Origin of the sequence: Aeromonas sp. MR7 (genome assembly GCF_963899385.1) — a bacterium.
Taxonomy (GTDB): Bacteria; Pseudomonadota; Gammaproteobacteria; order Enterobacterales; family Aeromonadaceae; genus Aeromonas; species Aeromonas bestiarum.
The window spans coordinates 130,741-148,964 of record NZ_CAWQXH010000049.1; the positions used below are offsets into that span (position 1 = coordinate 130,741).

The 18,224-nt window shown below is 63.9% G+C and carries 17 protein-coding genes; 10 read left to right on the top strand and 7 right to left on the bottom strand.

Features of this window, described 5'->3' with window-relative positions; genetic code table 11:
- Positions 1 to 188 precede the first annotated feature (188 nt).
- A complete protein-coding gene (gene tpx / locus AACW87_RS18080) occupies positions 189 to 689 on the top strand; it encodes a thiol peroxidase (RefSeq protein WP_043140547.1) in 501 nt (166 codons plus the stop codon).
- Between the two features lie 67 nt (positions 690 to 756).
- On the opposite strand, the gene AACW87_RS18085 is transcribed toward tpx, so the two are convergent.
- Positions 757 to 1,575, bottom strand: coding sequence for a transporter substrate-binding domain-containing protein (locus AACW87_RS18085; protein ID WP_043140550.1), 819 nt, complete (start codon positions 1,573 to 1,575; stop codon positions 757 to 759).
- A gap of 170 nt (positions 1,576 to 1,745) precedes the next feature.
- Between AACW87_RS18085 and AACW87_RS18090 the strand changes: the two genes are divergently transcribed.
- Together AACW87_RS18090 and AACW87_RS18095 are read left to right on the top strand one after the other, a co-directional pair.
- Complete coding sequence (locus AACW87_RS18090; protein WP_241325727.1) at positions 1,746 to 2,966, top strand: DEAD/DEAH box helicase; 1,221 nt, start codon at positions 1,746 to 1,748, stop codon at positions 2,964 to 2,966.
- A gap of 85 nt (positions 2,967 to 3,051) precedes the next feature.
- A complete protein-coding gene (locus AACW87_RS18095; RefSeq protein ID WP_241325728.1) occupies positions 3,052 to 4,524 on the top strand; it encodes an alkaline phosphatase D family protein in 1,473 nt (490 codons plus the stop codon).
- A 74-nt stretch (positions 4,525 to 4,598) separates the two neighbouring features.
- Here AACW87_RS18095 and AACW87_RS18100 read toward each other — a convergent pair whose 3' ends face one another.
- From AACW87_RS18100 to AACW87_RS18125, 6 genes are all read right to left on the bottom strand, one after another.
- Positions 4,599 to 5,390 carry a hypothetical protein gene (locus AACW87_RS18100; protein ID WP_241325729.1) on the bottom strand — a complete coding sequence of 264 codons (792 nt, stop codon included), beginning with the start codon at positions 5,388 to 5,390 and terminating at the stop codon, positions 4,599 to 4,601.
- Positions 5,387 to 6,703 carry a sphingomyelin phosphodiesterase gene (locus tag AACW87_RS18105; protein ID WP_241325730.1) on the bottom strand — a complete coding sequence of 439 codons (1,317 nt, stop codon included), beginning with the start codon at positions 6,701 to 6,703 and terminating at the stop codon, positions 5,387 to 5,389. The genes AACW87_RS18100 and AACW87_RS18105 overlap by 4 nt, the downstream gene beginning before the upstream one ends.
- A gap of 216 nt (positions 6,704 to 6,919) precedes the next feature.
- Positions 6,920 to 8,479: a methyl-accepting chemotaxis protein gene (locus AACW87_RS18110; protein WP_241325731.1), complete on the bottom strand. Its 1,560-nt coding sequence runs from the start codon at positions 8,477 to 8,479 to the stop codon at positions 6,920 to 6,922.
- A gap of 226 nt (positions 8,480 to 8,705) precedes the next feature.
- The gene (locus tag AACW87_RS18115; protein WP_241325732.1) at positions 8,706 to 9,536 is read right to left on the bottom strand and encodes a CPBP family intramembrane glutamic endopeptidase; all 831 of its coding nucleotides are present in this window, start codon (positions 9,534 to 9,536) and stop codon (positions 8,706 to 8,708) included.
- 207 nt (positions 9,537 to 9,743) lie between these two features.
- Positions 9,744 to 10,043: a hypothetical protein gene (locus tag AACW87_RS18120; protein WP_005313598.1), complete on the bottom strand. Its 300-nt coding sequence runs from the start codon at positions 10,041 to 10,043 to the stop codon at positions 9,744 to 9,746.
- Between the two features lie 50 nt (positions 10,044 to 10,093).
- Positions 10,094 to 10,468, bottom strand: coding sequence for a YacL family protein (locus tag AACW87_RS18125; RefSeq protein ID WP_043140571.1), 375 nt, complete (start codon positions 10,466 to 10,468; stop codon positions 10,094 to 10,096).
- A gap of 208 nt (positions 10,469 to 10,676) precedes the next feature.
- Between AACW87_RS18125 and AACW87_RS18130 the strand changes: the two genes are divergently transcribed.
- From AACW87_RS18130 to AACW87_RS18160, 7 genes are all read left to right on the top strand, one after another.
- Positions 10,677 to 11,792 (top strand): sugar diacid recognition domain-containing protein, encoded by a 1,116-nt coding sequence (locus AACW87_RS18130; protein ID WP_098980801.1) that lies wholly within the window; start codon positions 10,677 to 10,679, stop codon positions 11,790 to 11,792.
- Between the two features lie 119 nt (positions 11,793 to 11,911).
- Positions 11,912 to 13,174, top strand: a complete 1,263-nt coding sequence (locus AACW87_RS18135) for a GntP family permease (protein WP_241325733.1) — start codon at positions 11,912 to 11,914, stop codon at positions 13,172 to 13,174.
- 9 nt (positions 13,175 to 13,183) lie between these two features.
- Positions 13,184 to 14,317, top strand: a complete 1,134-nt coding sequence (locus tag AACW87_RS18140; protein ID WP_241325734.1) for a glycerate kinase — start codon at positions 13,184 to 13,186, stop codon at positions 14,315 to 14,317.
- A gap of 212 nt (positions 14,318 to 14,529) precedes the next feature.
- Entirely contained in the window at positions 14,530 to 15,093 is a 564-nt protein-coding gene (locus AACW87_RS18145; RefSeq protein ID WP_241325735.1) for an NnrU family protein, read from the top strand.
- A 65-nt stretch (positions 15,094 to 15,158) separates the two neighbouring features.
- Complete coding sequence (locus AACW87_RS18150; protein ID WP_098980798.1) at positions 15,159 to 15,692, top strand: glutathione peroxidase; 534 nt, start codon at positions 15,159 to 15,161, stop codon at positions 15,690 to 15,692.
- 82 nt (positions 15,693 to 15,774) lie between these two features.
- The gene (locus AACW87_RS18155) at positions 15,775 to 16,710 is read left to right on the top strand and encodes a LysR family transcriptional regulator (RefSeq protein ID WP_181003630.1); all 936 of its coding nucleotides are present in this window, start codon (positions 15,775 to 15,777) and stop codon (positions 16,708 to 16,710) included.
- A 181-nt stretch (positions 16,711 to 16,891) separates the two neighbouring features.
- Positions 16,892 to 18,088: a NupC/NupG family nucleoside CNT transporter gene (locus AACW87_RS18160; protein ID WP_042869087.1), complete on the top strand. Its 1,197-nt coding sequence runs from the start codon at positions 16,892 to 16,894 to the stop codon at positions 18,086 to 18,088.
- Positions 18,089 to 18,224: the final 136 nt, after the last annotated feature.

Here is an 18,224-nt window from a genome sequence, read left to right on the forward strand (position 1 = left end):
AGCCGAGTGTAAACCTTGGTGTTAAGTCCAAGGTCAAGCTCCTTTATCTTGCTGACTGAGGCGGCAGGGGCTAGCTGTCCGGGTCAGGATGAAGCGCCCTTATATCCTTGTGGTTGGCGGGTGTTTGTCACCGCCCGGCGCGCCTATACTGGGGAGCCCTATCCTCCCTCGATAATCAAGGACATAACATGAGCAATTCCGTTACCCTGCAAGGCAACCCCGTCTCCGTCGCCGGTCACTTCCCCGTTGCCGGTGAGCAGGCCAAGCCCTTCTCCCTGGTTGCCAAGGATCTGTCCGACCTGACCCTGGCGGCCTACGCCGGTCAGCGCAAGATCCTGAACATATTCCCGAGCGTCGATACCCCGACTTGTGCCACCTCAGTGCGCAAATTCAACGAACAGGCCAGCGCGCTGGAGAACACAGTCGTGCTCTGCATCTCCGCCGATCTGCCGTTTGCCCAGTCCCGCTTCTGCGGCGCCGAAGGTCTGGACAAGGTGGTGACCCTCTCCACCCTGCGTGGTGCTGCCTTCCTGCAGGACTACGGCGTGGCCTTCTCCTCCGGTCCGCTGGTTGGCCTGGCCGCCCGCGCCATAGTGGTGCTGGATGCAGACAACAAGGTGCTGCACAGCGAGCTGGTGGCCGAAGTGGCCGACGAGCCGAACTACGCCGCTGCCCTGGCCGCGCTGTAAGTTTGTGAGTGCAACAATCCCGCCACGGCACGCCGTGGCGGGATTTTTTATGGATGGCGTCTGGTCATCAGGGCGTGCTGGATGACGCCGGCGGGGCCAATGGCTCGGGATGGGGCTGCCACACCTCATAAGGGCGATGCAGTCTGGAGTAGATCTCGGCCAACTTGCCGGACGCGGCCAGCCGGTCGATGGCCGTGCTGAGGAAGTGATCCATATCATCACCCGCCGCCCCCTTGGCGATGATGAAGACATCCTCGAAATCACCGAAGTGCTCCCGATGAATGTTGGTCAGCCCCAGCTGGCGCAGCACCAGGTCGGCTTCCTCCTGGGCCCAGATGAAGGCATCGATGCGACCGCGTGAGAGCTTGCGCAGCGACTGCTCTATGCTCATGGACCTTTGCAGCGGAATGGGCAGAAAGCCCGGGGTGGCTTCGATCAGCAGATCCCGTTGGGTAGGCTCAACCCCATAGGCCATGTCGGTGGTGACGGGGTGAGCCGTGTTGCTGTAGATGACATGGGTGACTTTGCCAAAGCTGCGGGTGCTGAAGCGATAGGGCAGCATGTCCGCATCGTGCAGATTGCGGATCGCAGGCAGGCTGAAGTCGGCCTTGCCTGCGATGACTCCGGCCATGGCACGGGCAATGGGGTATATGGTGATACGGATGCTGACTTCGGGAGACTGCTCATCAATCGCCCGCACCAGATCGACGAAGGGGCCCGTCTTGTCGGCGTTGATGAGGCCCGGCAGCTCGCCAAGATGGGCGTTGAGGATGCGAACCGGTTTGTCCGACGGCGTGGCCGGCGTGCCTGCCAGGGAGAGGCTCAGGGTGGTGACCCCCAGCAGGCCGAGCAGGAGAAACAGCAAGATGTAGATATGTCTGGTCATGATCTGGTCACACCCTTGGGAGATGGTTCCAGAAGTGTAGTCAGAGCCGCTTCGGCCAGATCGAACCGGGCTTGCCTGCAGGGCCGCGATGGATGGGGTTTTACTTATCGCTCCCTGCTCACTAGACTTCGCCTCCCACTTCTTTATTCAGCCGATATCTGCGTAGCCCCATGACCTTTAGCGAACTCGACCTCAATCCCGCCCTGCTGGCGGCCCTGCCTGCCAGCCTGCACACCCCGACCCGCATCCAGCAGCTTGCGATACCCGTGGTATTGGCGGGGCAGGATCTGCTGGCGCTGGCCCAGACCGGCAGCGGCAAGACGCTGGCATTCGGGCTGCCGCTGCTGCAACGACTGGATCCCGCCTCCAGTCTGGTGCAGGGGCTGGTGCTGGTGCCGACCCGCGAGCTGGCCACCCAGGTGAGCGCCGTCTTGCAAGGGGTCGCCGAGGCGCTGGGGTTGCGCGTTTTGACCCTGTGCGGCGGCGTGGCACAGGAGCGGCAACAGGCCGAGCTGGCGCTGGGGCCGCAACTGCTGGTGGCGACGCCGGGGCGGCTGCGGGATCTGCTCACTCAGCAAGTGCTGGGGCTGGATAGCCTGCAACAGCTGGTGCTGGATGAGGCGGATCGCCTGCTGGAGATGGGCTTCTGGCCCGACATCCAGTGGCTGATGAATGAGATGCCCGCCGAGCGTCAGACCCTGCTCTTCTCCGCCACCCTGCCCGCCGAGCTGGATGAGCTGGCGACCGGCCTGCTGACAGAGCCGACCCGCATCGAGGCCAATCCCCTCAACAGCCTGGTGAACGAGATCGAGGAGCGGCTCTATCTGGTCAACAAGAGCAGCAAGGTGCCGGCGCTGATCAGCCTGCTCAAGGAGCAGGCCTGGCCGCAGGTGCTGGTCTTCATCAGTGCGCGGGACGATGCCGACGGCGTGGCCAGGAAGCTGGCCAGGGCGGGGATCCCGGTTGCCGCCCTGCATGGCGAGAAAGAGCAGGCGGTGCGGGATCAGGCGCTCGACGATTTCAAGGCCGGCAAGGTGCGGGTGCTGGTGGCCACCGACCTGATGGCGCGGGGCATACACGTGGAGGCGCTGCCGCTGGTGATCAACCTGGATCTGCCCGCCAGCGCCCCTGTCTATGTGCACCGCATCGGCCGCACCGCCCGCGCCGGGCGCGAGGGGCTGGCCATTTCGCTGGTGTGCCACGGCGAGAGCGATACCCTGGCGGCGATCCGCACCCTCACCGGCCGTGAGTTGCCGCTGGCGGAACTCGCCGGTTTCCCGGTGACCGACCTGCCCGCCAGCGGGGAGGGCAAACGCCCCCCGCGCGACAAGCAGGCAAACCGCCGTACCGCCAACAAGCGCAGCGTCAAGCAGTTCAAGGGCAAGGCCTGATTCAAGGATGGACTGCCCGATTGGGCAGTACCAAAGGGCGCCGGTTTCACTATGCTCCATGGGTTCAACCACGGAGGGATAGGCAATGGCGAGTCTGGTAATGGGGCCCCTGCTGGGGCTCGAAGCTGAGACGCAATACAGCATCTGTTTTCTGGCGGGGCCCGGCTGCAAGGGCGCCAGCATCAGGATCAACGGCACCTTGCTGCCTGCCAGCAAGCAGGCGGATACCCCCAGAGGGGGTTTCTGGCGGGCCAGCTGGACGGCCAACCCGGCCGCCGGGGGGGCGAGCGTGGAGTACCAGATCCTGCTGGATGGGGAGCCCGCCCGGGATCTGGCCGGGGACGACCACTGGCAGTTTCATCTGGCGGGGTCGGCGGAGCAGGTGCGTATCGGTTATGCCTCCTGCAACGGTTTTTCCGACTTCAAGCTGCTCACCTCCACGCCTCAGCCCTATGTGATGTGGGATCGGCTTGCTGCCGAGCACACCGCACACCCCTTCTCGCTGTTGCTGATGGGGGGTGATCAGGTCTATGCCGACTCCCTCTGGACCACAGTGCCCAGCCTCAAGGCCTGGAACGAGCTGGACAGGACGGAGAAGGTCAAGCGCAAGGCGACCCGCACCATGGAGGAGCAGCTCGATCGCTTCTATTGCGATCTCTACTGCAAGCAGTGGGGACGGCCCGAGGTGGCGCGCCTGTTGTCCCGGGTGCCAAGCGCCATGATGTGGGATGACCACGACATCTTCGATGGCTGGGGCAGCTATCCCGAGGATCTGCAGGGCTGCGATGTCTATCGGGTCATCTATGCCGCCGCCTCCCGCTATTTCCGGCTGTTCCAGCTGCGCAGCGGCGCCAATGCCTCCCTGCTGGACCCGGTCAACTTGGCCCACCACTCCTGGCTGCTGAGCTTGCGGGGCTACCGGATCCTGGCGCTGGACAACCGGGCGAACCGCACCCCGGCCCAGGTGATGAGCCAGTCCCAGTGGGATCAGGTCAACGGTGCGCTGGCCGGCTGCGACGCGGGCCACCTGCTGGTGATGGCGGGCGTGCCCGTGGTCTACCGGGACTTCTCCTTCACCGAGGCGGCGCTGGATGCCACCCCCTGGGAGGAGGAGCTGACCGACGATCTCAAGGATCACTGGCGGGCCAAGGCCCATCAGGGGGAGCGGGCCCGGCTCATCATGCGGTTGCTGGACAACGCCCGAGTACGGCGCCAGCACAAGACCCTGATCCTCTCCGGCGACGTGCACGTAGGCTGCCTTGGCGTCATTCAGGACAAGCGGGAAGGGGTTACCAATGTGCACCAGCTGGTCTCCTCCGGCATAGTCCATCCCTGTCCCACCCAGTTCCAGTGGATGGGGATCCTCGCCATGACCAACGACAATCCCGAGTACCTCGACGAGAACCGCTCGATCCGCGCCGAGCTGATCAAGCCGTTCGGCGCCCCCGTCTACCTGCGCACCCGCAACTTCGCCACCCTGCTGATGGGCAGCGACAACAAGCTGTGGGCCAACTGGCATTGCGAGAACGGGCTGGCCGCCAGCTACCCGCTGGCCTGAAGGGCTGGCAAACGCAAAGGGCCCTGGCGGGCCCTTTTTCTTTTCAACGTCAGGCTCCCCGGGCCGTCTCCCGCTCAGGGCTTGCCCTGTGCCTGGGCGAAGAAGTCGCGCCTAAACTGGCCGAGCACCTCCTCCCTGTGCTGCTGCCAGCGCTCGGGATCCATGTTTCCCTGACTGGCCGCCAGCTGCTGCTCCAGCTCGGCCAATTGCTGCTGGTAGTGGCCGCGTTGATCCAGCTGCTGCTGGCGGGTGGCGGCAAAGGCCAGGCTGGCCTCGGCCCGATCGGCGGGCAGGAAGTGGCGGGCCAATGTCTCCAGCTCCTCGTCCCCCCACAGCTGGCGCGCCTGCTGCAGGCGGGCGTCCGGGTTGAACAGATCCGCCGCCAGATCCGGATGATCCGCCGCCCACTCATCCTGCAGCCGGGTCAGGGCGGCCAGCCGCTCCGCCAGGGTCAGCTGCTCACCCTCGCTGGCCAGCTGTGCCAGCGCCTCGGCATAGCGCCCCTGCAACCGGGTCAGGCTCTCCCCCTCGCTCATCCACTGCGACTCCAGTTCACTCAGGTTGGCGAGGCGCTCGGCGAGCGGCTGCTCGCTGTCGCCTACCTCGCTGGCGAGCAGCTGGCTCATCTCCTGCGGCATCTCCCGCCAGCTGGGGTGCGGATCCGTGGGCTGGCTCCCGCTGGCAGCCGGGGTGAGCCGGGTCATGAGGGCCGTCACAGGGGAGGCTGGCGCCTGCTGTGGCTGACGTGCCCCGCGCAGGCTGACCTGTGCGTCGGCCGGCGTCTGCGGTGGTTCATATTGCCAGCCGAGGTTGAGCAGCAAGAGCGAGAGGACCGCCAGGGCCAGCAAGCCGTAGCGGCGCTTCATCGGCTGATCTCTCCCTTGACCGGGAAGTGATCGGATAGGTTGCTGGCGGGCCAGAGGCTGCCATCGCTGCTGCGCGGGATCCAGACGCTGTTGAGGTTATGGCTGGCGGCGCCGTACTCCCGGCTCACCACCAGATAGTCCAGGTACTCGACGTTGGCACCACCCGAGAGGGGCCCGCCGGCATAGGGGTTGAGCCTGGGGTCGAAGGTGGCCTCTGTGTAGCCGCCATAGGCGGGCTCATGGGCATTGAGGTTGCTCAGCATGTTGGCGTAGTCGTCGGCAAACTTGCGCTTGTTGACGTTGAAGTCGCCGCCGTAGATGACGGTGTCACCGGTCGGGATCTTGAGGCTGGCGGCCAGGGTGCGCATCTGGCCGAACTGGATCTGGCGCAGCCGTCTCGCCTCGTCGGTGTCGAAGCTGGCGGTGTGGGTGGCGAACAGGTGCCAGGCCTTGCCGCCCTTGATCACCTCGGCGTACATGACCCCCTTGTCGGCGAAGCAGTCGGTGCCTGTGCATTGGGGATAGACCAGCTGGGCCTCGCGCACGATTGGGTAGCGGCTGACGATCACCACACCGCCGTCGTGGATGTTGACCCCCGGCTTGTCGAGCACCTTGGTCTGATAGGGATACTCTTTCGCCAGCGCCTGCAGGAAGCCCTCGCGGCGGCCATCGAACACCTCCTGCAGCAGCAGGGCGTCATATCCCTTGAGGTGCTCGGGCAGCAGCGCCAGCCGCTCGCCTATGCTGGAGGCGATCACCGGCAGGGCCCAGACGTTGTAGCTGGCCACCTTGAGCTTGCTCTCCGCCGGTTCCGGCTGCTCCCGCTTTTGTGGCGGCGTCAGCATATAGTGCAGATCGTCGTAACGGCCGGTGAACTTGGCGGCGAAGGCCAGCTCCTGGGGCCCCTGGGTACGATGCAGGGCGCGATCGCTCTGCCAGCCCGAGCTGGCTGTCGGGGTGTCGCCACCGTGCTGCAATGTGGTGTTCCACCAGGTGCCCTCCATCAGCTGGCTGAGACGATAGGTGTCGCCCCCGGCCGTGGTGACCCGGGTTTCGAACAGATAGCTTTTGCCCGCCTTCACCCCCTCGTAACGATTGAAGCTGAGCACCATGGCGCTCTCCCAGGGGCCCAGCTCAGTCCTGTGCTGGATCCACTGGCTGCCCGCCTGCAGCTGGCCGGAGCCGCTCTGGCGGATCTCCAGCTGCAAGGGCTCGGGGCCGTTGTTGGTGAGGTAGACATCGGTATCGGCCAGCGCCTGCAACGGAAACTGGCTGGCCAGCAGCAGGGCGGCATAACTGAGAGGCTTGTGCATCATTAAGTCCTTTTGGTTGAGGCACGATGGAAAGTGACTGTTATGGCGGGCACAGAGGTCATTTCATTTACATTTTTGTTACAAATAAATGAAAGGCCCCATATGGGGAGAGGGGGCATTGAGGGGAGGGATCTGTGCCCTGCCCACGTGGAGGGCAGAGCAGGCTCGGCAATCAGGGGCGCGCGTGCCGGCCGGCATGCGCGCCCCTGTGACGGGTCAGTGGCGGAACTGGTTGATCAGGCGGGAGAGGGCATGCAGCCGCTCCACCAGCAGCGTGATGCCGTCCAGGGCCTGTCTGCTGTTGTCGGCTGTGTGGCTGGCCAGCTGGTGGATCTGGTGGATGCCCTGATCCAGGGTGCTGGTGACATCCGCCTGCTGGCTGACGGCCTGGGCTATCTCGTCGCTGGTGTGGGTGACCTGAGCCAGCATGCGGTTGATCTGGTTGAGCACCTCGGCTGTGGTGCTCACATGCTGCTGGCAGCGCTCCGAGGTCTGGGCCCCCAGGGTCATGCCATCGGCCAGCTGGCGGGTGGTCTGCTGCAGCGCCTGGATCATCTCGTTGATCTCGCCGGTGGAGCTGCGGGTCTTCTGGGCCAGCGCCCGTATCTCGTCGGCCACCACAGCAAAGCCGCGCCCCTGCTCACCGGCCCGCGCCGCCTCGATGGCCGCATTGAGGGAGAGCAGGTTGGTCTGATCGGCGATCTGGCTGATCACCGCCAGGATCCCGCTGATCTTCTGGCTGTCGCCGGTCAGCTGCGCCAGTACCCTATGGTTGGCGTCAAGCTCCTGATGGAGCTGGTTGACCGATGCCTGGGTGGTCGTCAGCGCCTGCAGCCCCTCGGCCGACACTTGCTGCACCTCGCCCACCAGGGCATTGGCCTGATGGGCGTTGCTCGCCACGTCGCGAATGGAGTGGCTCAGTTGTGTGATGGCGGCGGCCAGCTGCTCGCTCTGGGCCCGCTGCTGTTGCAGATGGATGTCTATGGTCTGGATATTGCCCCTGTCATCCTCGGCGGCCTGCAGTATCTGCTGGTTGGTGTCGGCGCTGCGCCCCACCACCGCCTTGAGCTCGGCCCGCTTCATGCGCAGGGCCAGCTCGAGAGCCGCCAGTGTGTCCCGCCGTTTGGTGTAGAGCACCTGACAGAGCGGGGTGCCCATCTCCTCGCCAGCCGTGACGGCCAGCCGGTTGAGCCGCTGTTGCAGCCGCCCGCCGTGGATCATCTGGGCCAGCAGCGCCGCCGCGCCGGGCGCTCCCCACAGGGGATTGCCGGTGGCGAGGGCCGCCAGCAGGGCGAGCAGGGCCGTGCCGGAGAGGAGCAGGGTGAGCTGGCCCGGCTCCAGGGTGAGCCGGCTGAGCCAGGGCAGTGCCTTGCCTGCCCGGATGCGGGCGTAGAGCTGCTCAGCCCAGGCGATGTCCTGCTCGCTCGGGCGGGTACGCACCGACTGGTACTCTATGATCTGCTGCTGTTCATTGAGAATGGGGGTGACGTAGGCGTTGACCCAGTAAAACTTGCCGCTCTTGGCGCGGTTCTTTACCAGTCCCATCCAGCTCTTGCCCTGTCGCAGCCGTTGCCACATGTCGGCAAAGGCGGCCTTGGGCATGTCGGGGTGACGCACCAGATTGTGGGGGACCCCCTCCATCTCGTCGGCGTTGTAACCGGCCACCTCGCAGAAGTGCTGGTTGGCATAGGTGATGTGGCTGGCGGGATCCGTGGTCGAGATCAGTGATAGATGGTCGGGGAAGCGTATCTCCCCCTCCCGTTGGGTTGTTGTCATGTGAGCATCCTGAGTGAGCCAAGTAACTGATAGTTTTGTTTTTATTTTTTGTGATGGTTACCGGCCCATTTTATGGGGCAAAGATGACGCTATCTTGGCTTGGGTCAATTAATCGACACGCGAGCCTGGCAAAAAAGTGCAAATAGAAAGTCTATATCGAACGGACAGGCCGCAGGCAGGGGGCAGAGGAGGGGAAACAAGGGCGCCCCGGGCGGGGCGCCCGGGATCAGCGGCTGGCCAGGGGGTAGGTAAAGAGGGCCAGATGGGAGAAGTTGAACAGGAAGTGGATCGCGATGGCGACGCTCAGGCGGCCACTGAACTGGAACGCCAGGCCGTAGCAGGCGCCCGCCAAGGCGGCAAACAGCATCAGCAGCGGGCCGCCGGCCAGGTGGGCGGCGCCGAACAGCAGGCTGGCCACCAGGATGCCGAGCCAGAGCCGGCTGCGGGCGGCCACTCCTTGCTGGATGAAGCCGCGAAACAGCGCCTCTTCCGCCACGCAGGTGAACAGCAGGTTGTTGAGGGCAAACAGCCACCACCAGTGGGGCAGGCCTGCTTCGGGTTTGAGCGCCCCCAGCTGCCAGGCGGTGATCAGCAGGGCCGCCAGCGGCAACAGCAGCAGGGCCAGCGCTCGCCAGCGGATCGCACCGCCCTGGCCGAGCAAGGCGGGCCAGGCCAGCAGCAGGCCGAAGAAGACCAGCGGCTTGTCCAGATTGAGGTACATGTTGAAGGGCACGCTGGCGGGACCGGCCTGCACCTGATCCAGCACCTTCAGATTGCTGAAGCCGGGGATGAGGTGCAGCATCAACGCTATGGCCCACAGCAGCATCAGGGTCAGGGCGGCGCCACGCCAGGGCTGGGGAAGGCTGGGGGTGCGCCAGGCCAGCAACAGGCCCGCCAGCGTGATCAGCAGGGCGAAGGGGCTGAGATGGTCGAGGTAGAGGGCGGCCAGCAGGGCGACCCCCAGCAGGATCAGGCCGGGCAGGCGTTGCCGGGCCAGACAGAGCAAGACGGCCAGCGCCAGTGCTCCCCAGATGAGCGAATCAGGTAGAGGTAACATTGAGTCTCCAAGGCCGATAAAAGTCCCGCACCTTAACAAGTCGTTACATCATGACACAAGGCTTAATAGGCTGGTCGGATCCCTGCAAGGGCGAGTCCGCGGCGGCGCGCAGCCATGAAAAAGCCGGAGCTTGGGCTCCGGCTTTTCTGATACGGCATTGCCAGGTCTGGGGCGTTTTCGCGGCCCGCCCCGGCAATCACCCGGGATTTATCGACCGGATTCGGCGATGACGCGGGCTATGATGTCGGCACGCTTGGTGGCTTCCAGCTCGCCCAGGGCGATGAGGCCGGCCTTGAAGATGACGTTCTTCGGCAGGCTGACGTCGTCCAGGGTGGTGATGGCTTCGACGTGCAGGCCGTTCAGACGGCTGGCATCGCGCGGGCTCAGGTTGACCTGAGTGTTCATCACCTGCTTGCCTTTCTTCTTGGCAGGTACGGCCTGTTTGGTCTGGTCCTGTTCGTCTTCCGGCTGTTCTGGTTGTTCGCCGTCAAAATCGTAAATAGACATAGTCAATCCTGTTGGGTTGCAAGGGGCATGCTCGCCCGAAATGTGGGTATTCAGCCCATATCCTCGTTGCGGATAAAGGCGCGCCAGGAGCCGAGCACCTGGGCAAAGTCTTCCAGTCCGCACATGGCCAGCTGCTCATCATCGTAGTAGGCGAGATCGTCGAGATCCTCATCCAGCTCGATATTGAGGACGTTGGCCTTCACTTCGGCCTCCTCAGGGGTGAGCAGCAGTGAATAGTCACCGCCGTGCAGCAGGTATTCAGTGCGGGTGCGATTGGACAGCTGGTCGATGATGGAGAAGAGCTCGTCGAGCTTCTCCTCATCCTTGCCAACTTCATCGATCAACCACTGACCGATGGCCTCATGGCCCATGGAGAACCGGGCGCGATAGCCACCGAACGGGTCGCGGCGAAATTCATAGTCCATAGCGGAGTCCATATCGGAAGGATGAAGCCACCACGCCACACAGCGGCATAACGCCAGATCCATGATCCATGGTGGGGCACACATAGCGTAAAGTGGCCTATTCTAGCGATCCCCCCCGCGCTTGTCTTGATGATGTGGGATCTTTGCGCGTCGGCCCGTGCGATTGTGGGCCCCCAGGCGTCATGCCAGCTTGTTGTCCGGAGATGTTATGCAGCTAAACGATACCCTGGCCCGTCAGATTGTCAGTCGGGCGATGAAGATATTGTCGTTCTCGGTCAACGTGATGGATGAACACGGTTTGATCATCGCCTCCGGCAATCCCGAGCGCCTGCATCAGCGCCACGAAGGGGCCGTGCTGGCGCTGACCGAGAACCGGGTGGTGGAGATAAGCGAGGCGACCGCCCGGCAGCTCAAGGGGGTGAGGCCCGGCATCAACCTGCCCATCGCCTATCAGGGGGAGCTGCTCGGGGTCATCGGCATCTCGGGCGATCCGGACGAAGTGCGTGCTTACGCCGAGCTGGTACGCATGACGGCCGAGCTCATTCTGGAACAGGCGGCGCTCACCGAGCAGTTGCAGTGGGACAAGCGCCACAAGGAGGAGCTGGTGCTGCAGCTGATCCGTGGCGAGGGGCGGGTCGATCAGCTGCAGCAGGCGGCCCGTTTCCTCGAGCTGGATCTGGACCAGCCTCGGGTGGTGGCCGTGCTGGCGCTGGAGGAGGCGGATCCGGCCCGCCTGCGGGAGCTGGTGCACCTGCTGGAAAATCCGGAGCGGGACAATCTGGTGGCCATCAATGGCCTTGACGAGATAGTGGTGCTCAAACCGGCCCAGCTGAGCGAGGGCGTCTGGCAATCGGAGCAGGAGCGCAGCCGCATCAAGCAGTTGCTGGCCCGCATTCCCCACTTCAAAGTGCGGATCGGGGTGGGTGATTACTTCGGCGGCATAGACGGGCTGGCACGCTCCTACCAGACGGCGCGGGACACCTTGCGCCGGGGCATGCGGCAGGCGCCGCGCAAGCAGGTCTACTTCTTCGAGGATTACCGGTTGCCTGTGCTGCTCGGCAGTCTGGCGGACTCCTGGCAGGCGGATCAGCTGCGGGCCCCCTTGCTCAAGCTGGCGCAGGAGGACACAAAGGGAACGCTGCAAAAGACGCTGCGCCAATATTTCTTGCAGGATTGTGATCTGCATCCCTGCGCCGAAGCCCTGTTCATCCACCCCAATACACTGCGCTACCGGCTGACCCGGATTGAGCAGATAACCGGGTTGAATTTCAACAAGTTAGATGACAAGTTCCTGCTCTACCTCGGGCTCAATCTCGATAGCTGATTTGTTGTAATGAACAATAAGTATCTCTTTAAAGAGACCTTATTTGGCTTTTCAGCCAAAGCATTCCGATCCCGGATCACCATAATGGCCACCACTCACTCATTTGAAAGGTGCCCGTCATGATCCCTGTATCCGCGCTCGGCGCTCTCGCCGCGCTCTCCATCGCCATCTTCCTCATTCTGAAGAAGGTACCGCCCGCCTACGGCATGATAGTCGGCGCCCTGGCCGGTGGCCTGATCGGCGGGGCCGATCTGACCCAGACGGTCGCCCTGATGATAGGTGGCGCCCAGGGGATCACCACGGCTGTGATGCGAATCCTGGCGGCGGGCGTGCTGGCGGGCGTGCTGATCGAATCGGGCGCGGCCACCACAATCGCCGAGACCATAGTCAAGAAGCTGGGCGAGACCCGCGCCCTGCTGGCGCTGGCGCTGGCCACCCTGATCCTGACCGCGGTCGGCGTCTTCGTGGACGTGGCCGTCATCACGGTCGCCCCCATAGCGCTGGCCATAGCGCGCCGTGCCGACCTCTCCAAGGCGGCCATACTGCTGGCCATGATAGGTGGCGGCAAGGCGGGCAACGTCATGTCCCCCAACCCGAACGCCATAGCCGCGGCCGATGCCTTCCACCTGCCGCTCACCTCCGTCATGGCGGCTGGCATCATACCGGGCCTGTTCGGGCTGGTGATGGCCTACTGGCTGGCCAAACGGCTGAACAACAAGGGCAGCAAGGTCGCCGCCGACGAGGTGGTGAGCTTCAGTGGCAGCAAGCTGCCCGGCTTTGCCGCCGCCATCAGTGCGCCCCTGGTCGCCATACTGCTGCTGGCCCTGCGCCCCATCGCCGGCATAGTCGTGGATCCGCTCATCGCACTGCCCCTCGGCGGCCTGGTCGGCGCCCTTATGATGGGCAAGTTCAGCAAGGTGAACCAGTTTGCGGTCTCGGGCCTGGCCCGCATGGCGCCGGTGGCCATCATGTTGCTGGGTACAGGTACTCTGGCGGGCATCATAGCCAACTCGGGTCTGAAGGATGTGCTGATCAGCGGCCTGACCGCCTCAGGTCTGCCCTCCTACCTGCTGGCCCCCATCTCGGGCGCCCTGATGTCGCTGGCGACCGCCTCGACCACGGCCGGGACTGTAGTGGCTTCCAACGTGTTCAGCTCCACCCTGATCGAGCTCGGCATCAGCAGCCTGGCGGGGGCCGCCATGATCCATGCCGGTGCCACCGTGTTTGACCACATGCCCCACGGTTCCTTCTTCCATGCCACCGGTGGCAGCGTCCACATGGGCGTGGGGGAGCGCCTCAAGCTCATCCCTTATGAAACTGCCGTCGGCCTGACCATAGCAGCCGTCTCCACCCTGATGTTTGGCGTGTTTGGTCTCGCCTGAGGAATTGATATGAAAATTGTTATCGCACCGGATTCATTCAAGGAGAGCCTGAGCGCCATGGCGGTGGCCGATGCCATCGAGGCGGGTTTCAAGCAGGTGTTGCCAGATGCCACCTACATCAAGCTGCCCATGGCCGATGGCGGCGAGGGCACTGTGCAATCCCTGGTGGATGCCACGGGGGGCAGCATACTGCCGTTTTATGTGACAGCGCCGCTCGGCAACCAGGTGCAGGGCTTCGTCGGCCTGCTGGGGGATGGCGAACGCGCCGTCATCGAGATGGCGGCTGCCTCCGGCCTGCACCTTGTCCCCCCCGAGCTGCGCAATCCGCTGCACACCTCCAGCGTCGGTACAGGTGAGCTGATCCTGGCGGCCCTCGACATGGGGGTGAAGCACCTGATCCTCGGCATAGGCGGCAGCGCCACCAACGATGGCGGTGCCGGCATGATACAGGCGCTCGGCGGCAAGCTGCTCAAAAGCGATGGCACCCCCATAGCGCCGGGCGGCGCCGGGCTGGCGGAGCTGGCCACCATAGACCTGAGCGGGCTGGACTCCCGGTTGGCCAGGACCACCATAGAGGTGGCCTGTGACGTGGACAATCCGCTGTGCGGCCCGACAGGCGCCTCCGCCGTATTTGGCCCGCAGAAGGGAGCCAACGCGGAGATGGTGGCCCAGCTGGATGCCAACCTCTCCCACTACGCCGACTGCATCGAGCGCGCCCTCGGCTGCCAGGTGAAGGCGATCCCGGGGGCCGGCGCCGCCGGTGGCATGGGCGCGGCCCTGGTGGGCCTGCTCGGTGCCGAGCTGAAACCCGGCATCCAGATCGTCATAGCGGCGCTGAAACTGGCCGAGGCGGTGGCCGATGCGGATCTCGTCATCACGGGGGAGGGGCGTATCGACAGCCAGACCATTTACGGCAAGACGCCAATCGGTGTCGCACGCTGCGCCAAGCAGTTCGGCAAGCCGGTGATAGGTATTTCGGGCTGCCTCACCGACGATTACGGTGTGGTGCATGAGCACGGACTGGATGCGGTGTTCGCCGTGGTCAACCGCGCCATGTCCCTGCCGGAGGCGCTGGCCACCGCCACCACCAACCTGCAGCTCACGGCCCGCAACGTGGCCGCCCTCTATATGCTGCGCAGTTAATCCTTTTCTGGCTGGTGCCTGGCACCGGCCAAACCCTGCCCCGTGTCGCGGTGATGACCGGCATCCACTGCCGGTCTGCCCGAAACACCTTGCCGATCTGTCGATCGGCTTTTTTCATTATCCTGCTGTATCCCCACCACTTTTCTGCGGTTTCTGTGTTCCGGTTGCGCACTTTGCGGCATAGTGATCCCCCATAGTACAAGGAGCAACCCATGATCTTGCTGACCCTGGGGGTACTGCTGTTTACCCTTATCCACCTCTACCCCTGCTTCGCCGCTGCCCACAGGGAGCGCCTGCGCGACCGGCTGGGGGAGAATCGTTACAAGGGGCTCTTCTCGCTGCTGGTATTTGTCGCCATCGGCTTCATTCTTGCCGGCTGGCGCAGTGCCAGCCCCATGCCGCTCTACTTGCTGCCCGCCTGGGGCCCGACCCTGATGATGGCCGCCATGCCGGCCGCGCTGATCCTGTTCTTCTCCGGCCAGGGACCCAATCACCTGCGGCGCTGGCTGGTGCATCCCCAGCTGCTCGGCACCCTGATCTGGGCCGGCGCCCATCTGGCGGTCAACAGCGAGGCCCGCTCCCTGGTGCTGTTCGGTGGCATAGGTCTGTGGGCGCTGATCAGCATCATCTGGATTTCGGTGCGTGACTGGCAGCGTCATCCCCGTCCCGCGGCGAACTGGGTTGGCACAGGGATAAGCGTGGGGGCCGGGCTCGCGGTCACGGCGCTGCTGATCTTCTGGGGCCATGGCTGGCTGACCGGCATTCCGCTGCGCTGAGGCAGGGTTGAACCGGCTGCGCCGTTTGTGCGTATGACGCTCATCTGTTCAAAAGGAGTTGCCCGATGAAATGGTTCACTTTGTTATTGCTGCTCGGTGCGGGAGCCGTGTCTGCCGCCTGTCCCGACTACTTCAATGTGGAGATGCGAGAGCTCAACAACACCCAGCGCCACAACCTCTGCCAGCTGACCGAGGGCAAGGTGGTACTGGTGGTTAATACCGCCTCCTATTGTGGCTATCGCGGCCAGTTTCGGGATCTGGAGCAGCTCTATCAGACATACAAGGACAAGGGATTGATAGTGCTGGGCTTTCCGTCCAACGACTTCTGGCAGGAGGCGGGGGATGAGGGCAAGACAGCCGCCGTCTGTCGCCGTGACTACGGGGTGACCTTCCCCATGTTCAACCGACTGGCGGTGCGCGGTGACGATGCCAGCCCGCTCTACAAGGGGCTGGCCGCGGCGGCGGGCGAGGCGCCGGGCTGGAACTTTCACAAGTACCTGATCGGGCGCGATGGCAAGCTGGTCGCGAGTTATGGTGCGAACCAGAATCCGGCCGACGATCCCCTGCAAAAAGAGGTCAAACGGGCGCTCGGTCTTTAGGCCTACCCCGCTGCGGGCGGCTCTGGAATAATGGAGGCCCGCTTTCCTATCTGGTAATCCCGTGCTGCAACGTCTGCCCCAAATGGTGATCTTCGATGCCCTGGTCCGTGAACAGGGTATCTCGGCGGCCGCGCGACGGCTCGGCGTATCCAAGTCCCACATCAGCAAGCAGCTGGCCCAGCTTGAGACCGAACTCGGTGCCCAGCTGGTGCAGCGCACCACTCGTCGCTTCTCCCTGACCGAACTCGGCCAGGAGTATGCCCGTCACTGCCGCGCCCTGGTGGCGGTGGCGCTGGAGGCGGACTCCATGGTCGCGGAGCGTCGTGGCAAGGTGAGCGGTATCCTGCATCTGGGGGTCGGTCAGTCATTTGGCAGGTTGCACGTGATCCCGCGCCTCAAGGCGTTTCAGGATCGCTACCCCGAGCTGGAGCTGGAAGTCTCCCTGTTCGATCACAGAACCAACCTGGTGGATGAGGGGCTGGATCTCTGGATCACCACCTATGAAGACAAGCCAGAGGCGCTGGTGGGGCAGCGGCTGGCGGATATCCACTTCGTGCTGGTGGCCTCGCCGGACTATCTGCTGAGCCACGGCACCCCGCTGCACCCTAAAGATCTGGCCCAGCACAACTGCATCACTTACCAGAGTCGGGAGCGGCGCTACCACGAGTGGTCGTTTCGCCAGGGCAAGGAGCGCCAGACGGTGCAGGTGGCCGGTAACTACCGGGTGGATCTGGCGGAGGCGGTGCGCGATGCCGCCCTGGCCGGGCTCGGCATCGCCTATGTCGCCAATTACTTGCTGGACAAGGAGTTGCAGTCCGGTCAGTTGATCCCCTTGCTGCCCCAGTGGCGGCCGAACCAGAAGATGGCGGTGCACGCCGTCTACGCCAGACGCGAACATCTGGATCCCAAGATCCGGCTGTTCATCGATTTCCTCAAGGAGAGCTTCGGCCCCAATCCCTATTGGGAGCAGCGACTCGCCCCCTGGCTCGGCGGCAAATTGTCCGGCACAGAGGAATAATCGTTTCCATATACGAACACTGGCTTTCTCGTGATACCAAAATTGAACCAAATCAGCGGGTTGGCGCAACCGGTATCGTGCAAACGTTTTTGCTAACAGGGCTGTAACCAAGCGGGCTTGCAGTGGCGGAGCATGGAGCGCAGAATCCGCGCCCATCTTTTGCCCCCTTGATGGAATCCCTATGATAGCCCTGCTCGGCATACTGAGTATCCTGGCCCTGGCCGTGCTCTGCTCTGATAATCGTCGTCGTATCCCGTTGCGAACAGTGGGTCTCGCCCTCTGCCTGCAAGTTCTCTTCGCCGGCCTGGTGCTCTGGCTGCCTGCCGGTCAGCACGTGCTGAACGGGGTCAGCGAGAGCGTCAGCAGCGTGATCGGTTACGGTCAGGAGGGGATCGCCTTCCTGTTCGGCGATCTGGCCAAGTTCAAGCTGGGTTTCATCTTTGCGTTCAACGTGCTGCCGGTCATCATCTTCTTCTCCGCGGTGATCGCCATCCTCTACCACATAGGCCTGATGCCGCGGGTCATAGCCCTGCTGGGCGGCGGCTTGCAGAAGCTGCTGGGTACCGGCCGTGCCGAGAGCCTCTCCGCCACCGCCAACATCTTCGTCGGCATGGTGGAGGCGCCGCTGGTGGTCAAACCCTATCTCTCCAAGATGTCCGACTCCCAGTTCTTCGCCGTGATGAGCTGCGGTCTCGCCTCCGTGGCCGGCGGCACTCTGGTGGGCTACGCCAGCATCGGGGTCGAGCTGAAATACCTGATAGCCGCTGCCTTCATGTCGGCCCCGGCCGGTCTGGCCATGGCCAAGATCCTGGTACCGCCCGGAATCGGCGAGGTGGATCACCATCAGGACGTGGAGATTCCCCGTGCGACCAACGTGATCGAAGCGGCGGCCGACGGTGCCATGGCTGGCCTCAACATAGCGGTCGCGGTCGGTGCGACTCTGCTGGCCTTCGTCGGGGTGATCGCCATGCTCAACGGCCTGCTGGGCTGGGCCGGTGATCTGGTGGGGCTGGAGCTGAGCTTCCAGATCATCCTGGGCTGGCTGTTCGCCCCCGTCTCCTGGCTGATCGGCGTGCCCTGGGATCAGGCCCAGGCGGCCGGCGCCCTGATAGGGACCAAGATAGTCATCAATGAATTCGTCGCCTTCATCGCCCTGGTGCAGGATCAGACCCTGAACGAATCGAGCAAGGCCATAGTCACCTTCGCCCTGTGCGGTTTCGCCAACATCTCCTCCATGGCGATCCTCATCGGTGGTCTGGGTGCCATGGTGCCGGAGCGCAAATCCTTCATCGCCCGTTACGGCATGCGCGCCATACTGGCGGGTGTGCTGGCGAACCTGATGAGTGCCTCCCTGGCGGGGCTCTTCCTCGCACTCTGATTGACCCTGAAGCTAGCACCTTCCGGTCAGAGCCCGCTTCGGCGGGCTTTTTTGTGGCCGCGTTCGGGCAAAAAAAAGCGCCTCAGAGGAGGCGCGGGGAAAAAAGACAGATTGGAAGCGTCACATGGGTGCCACT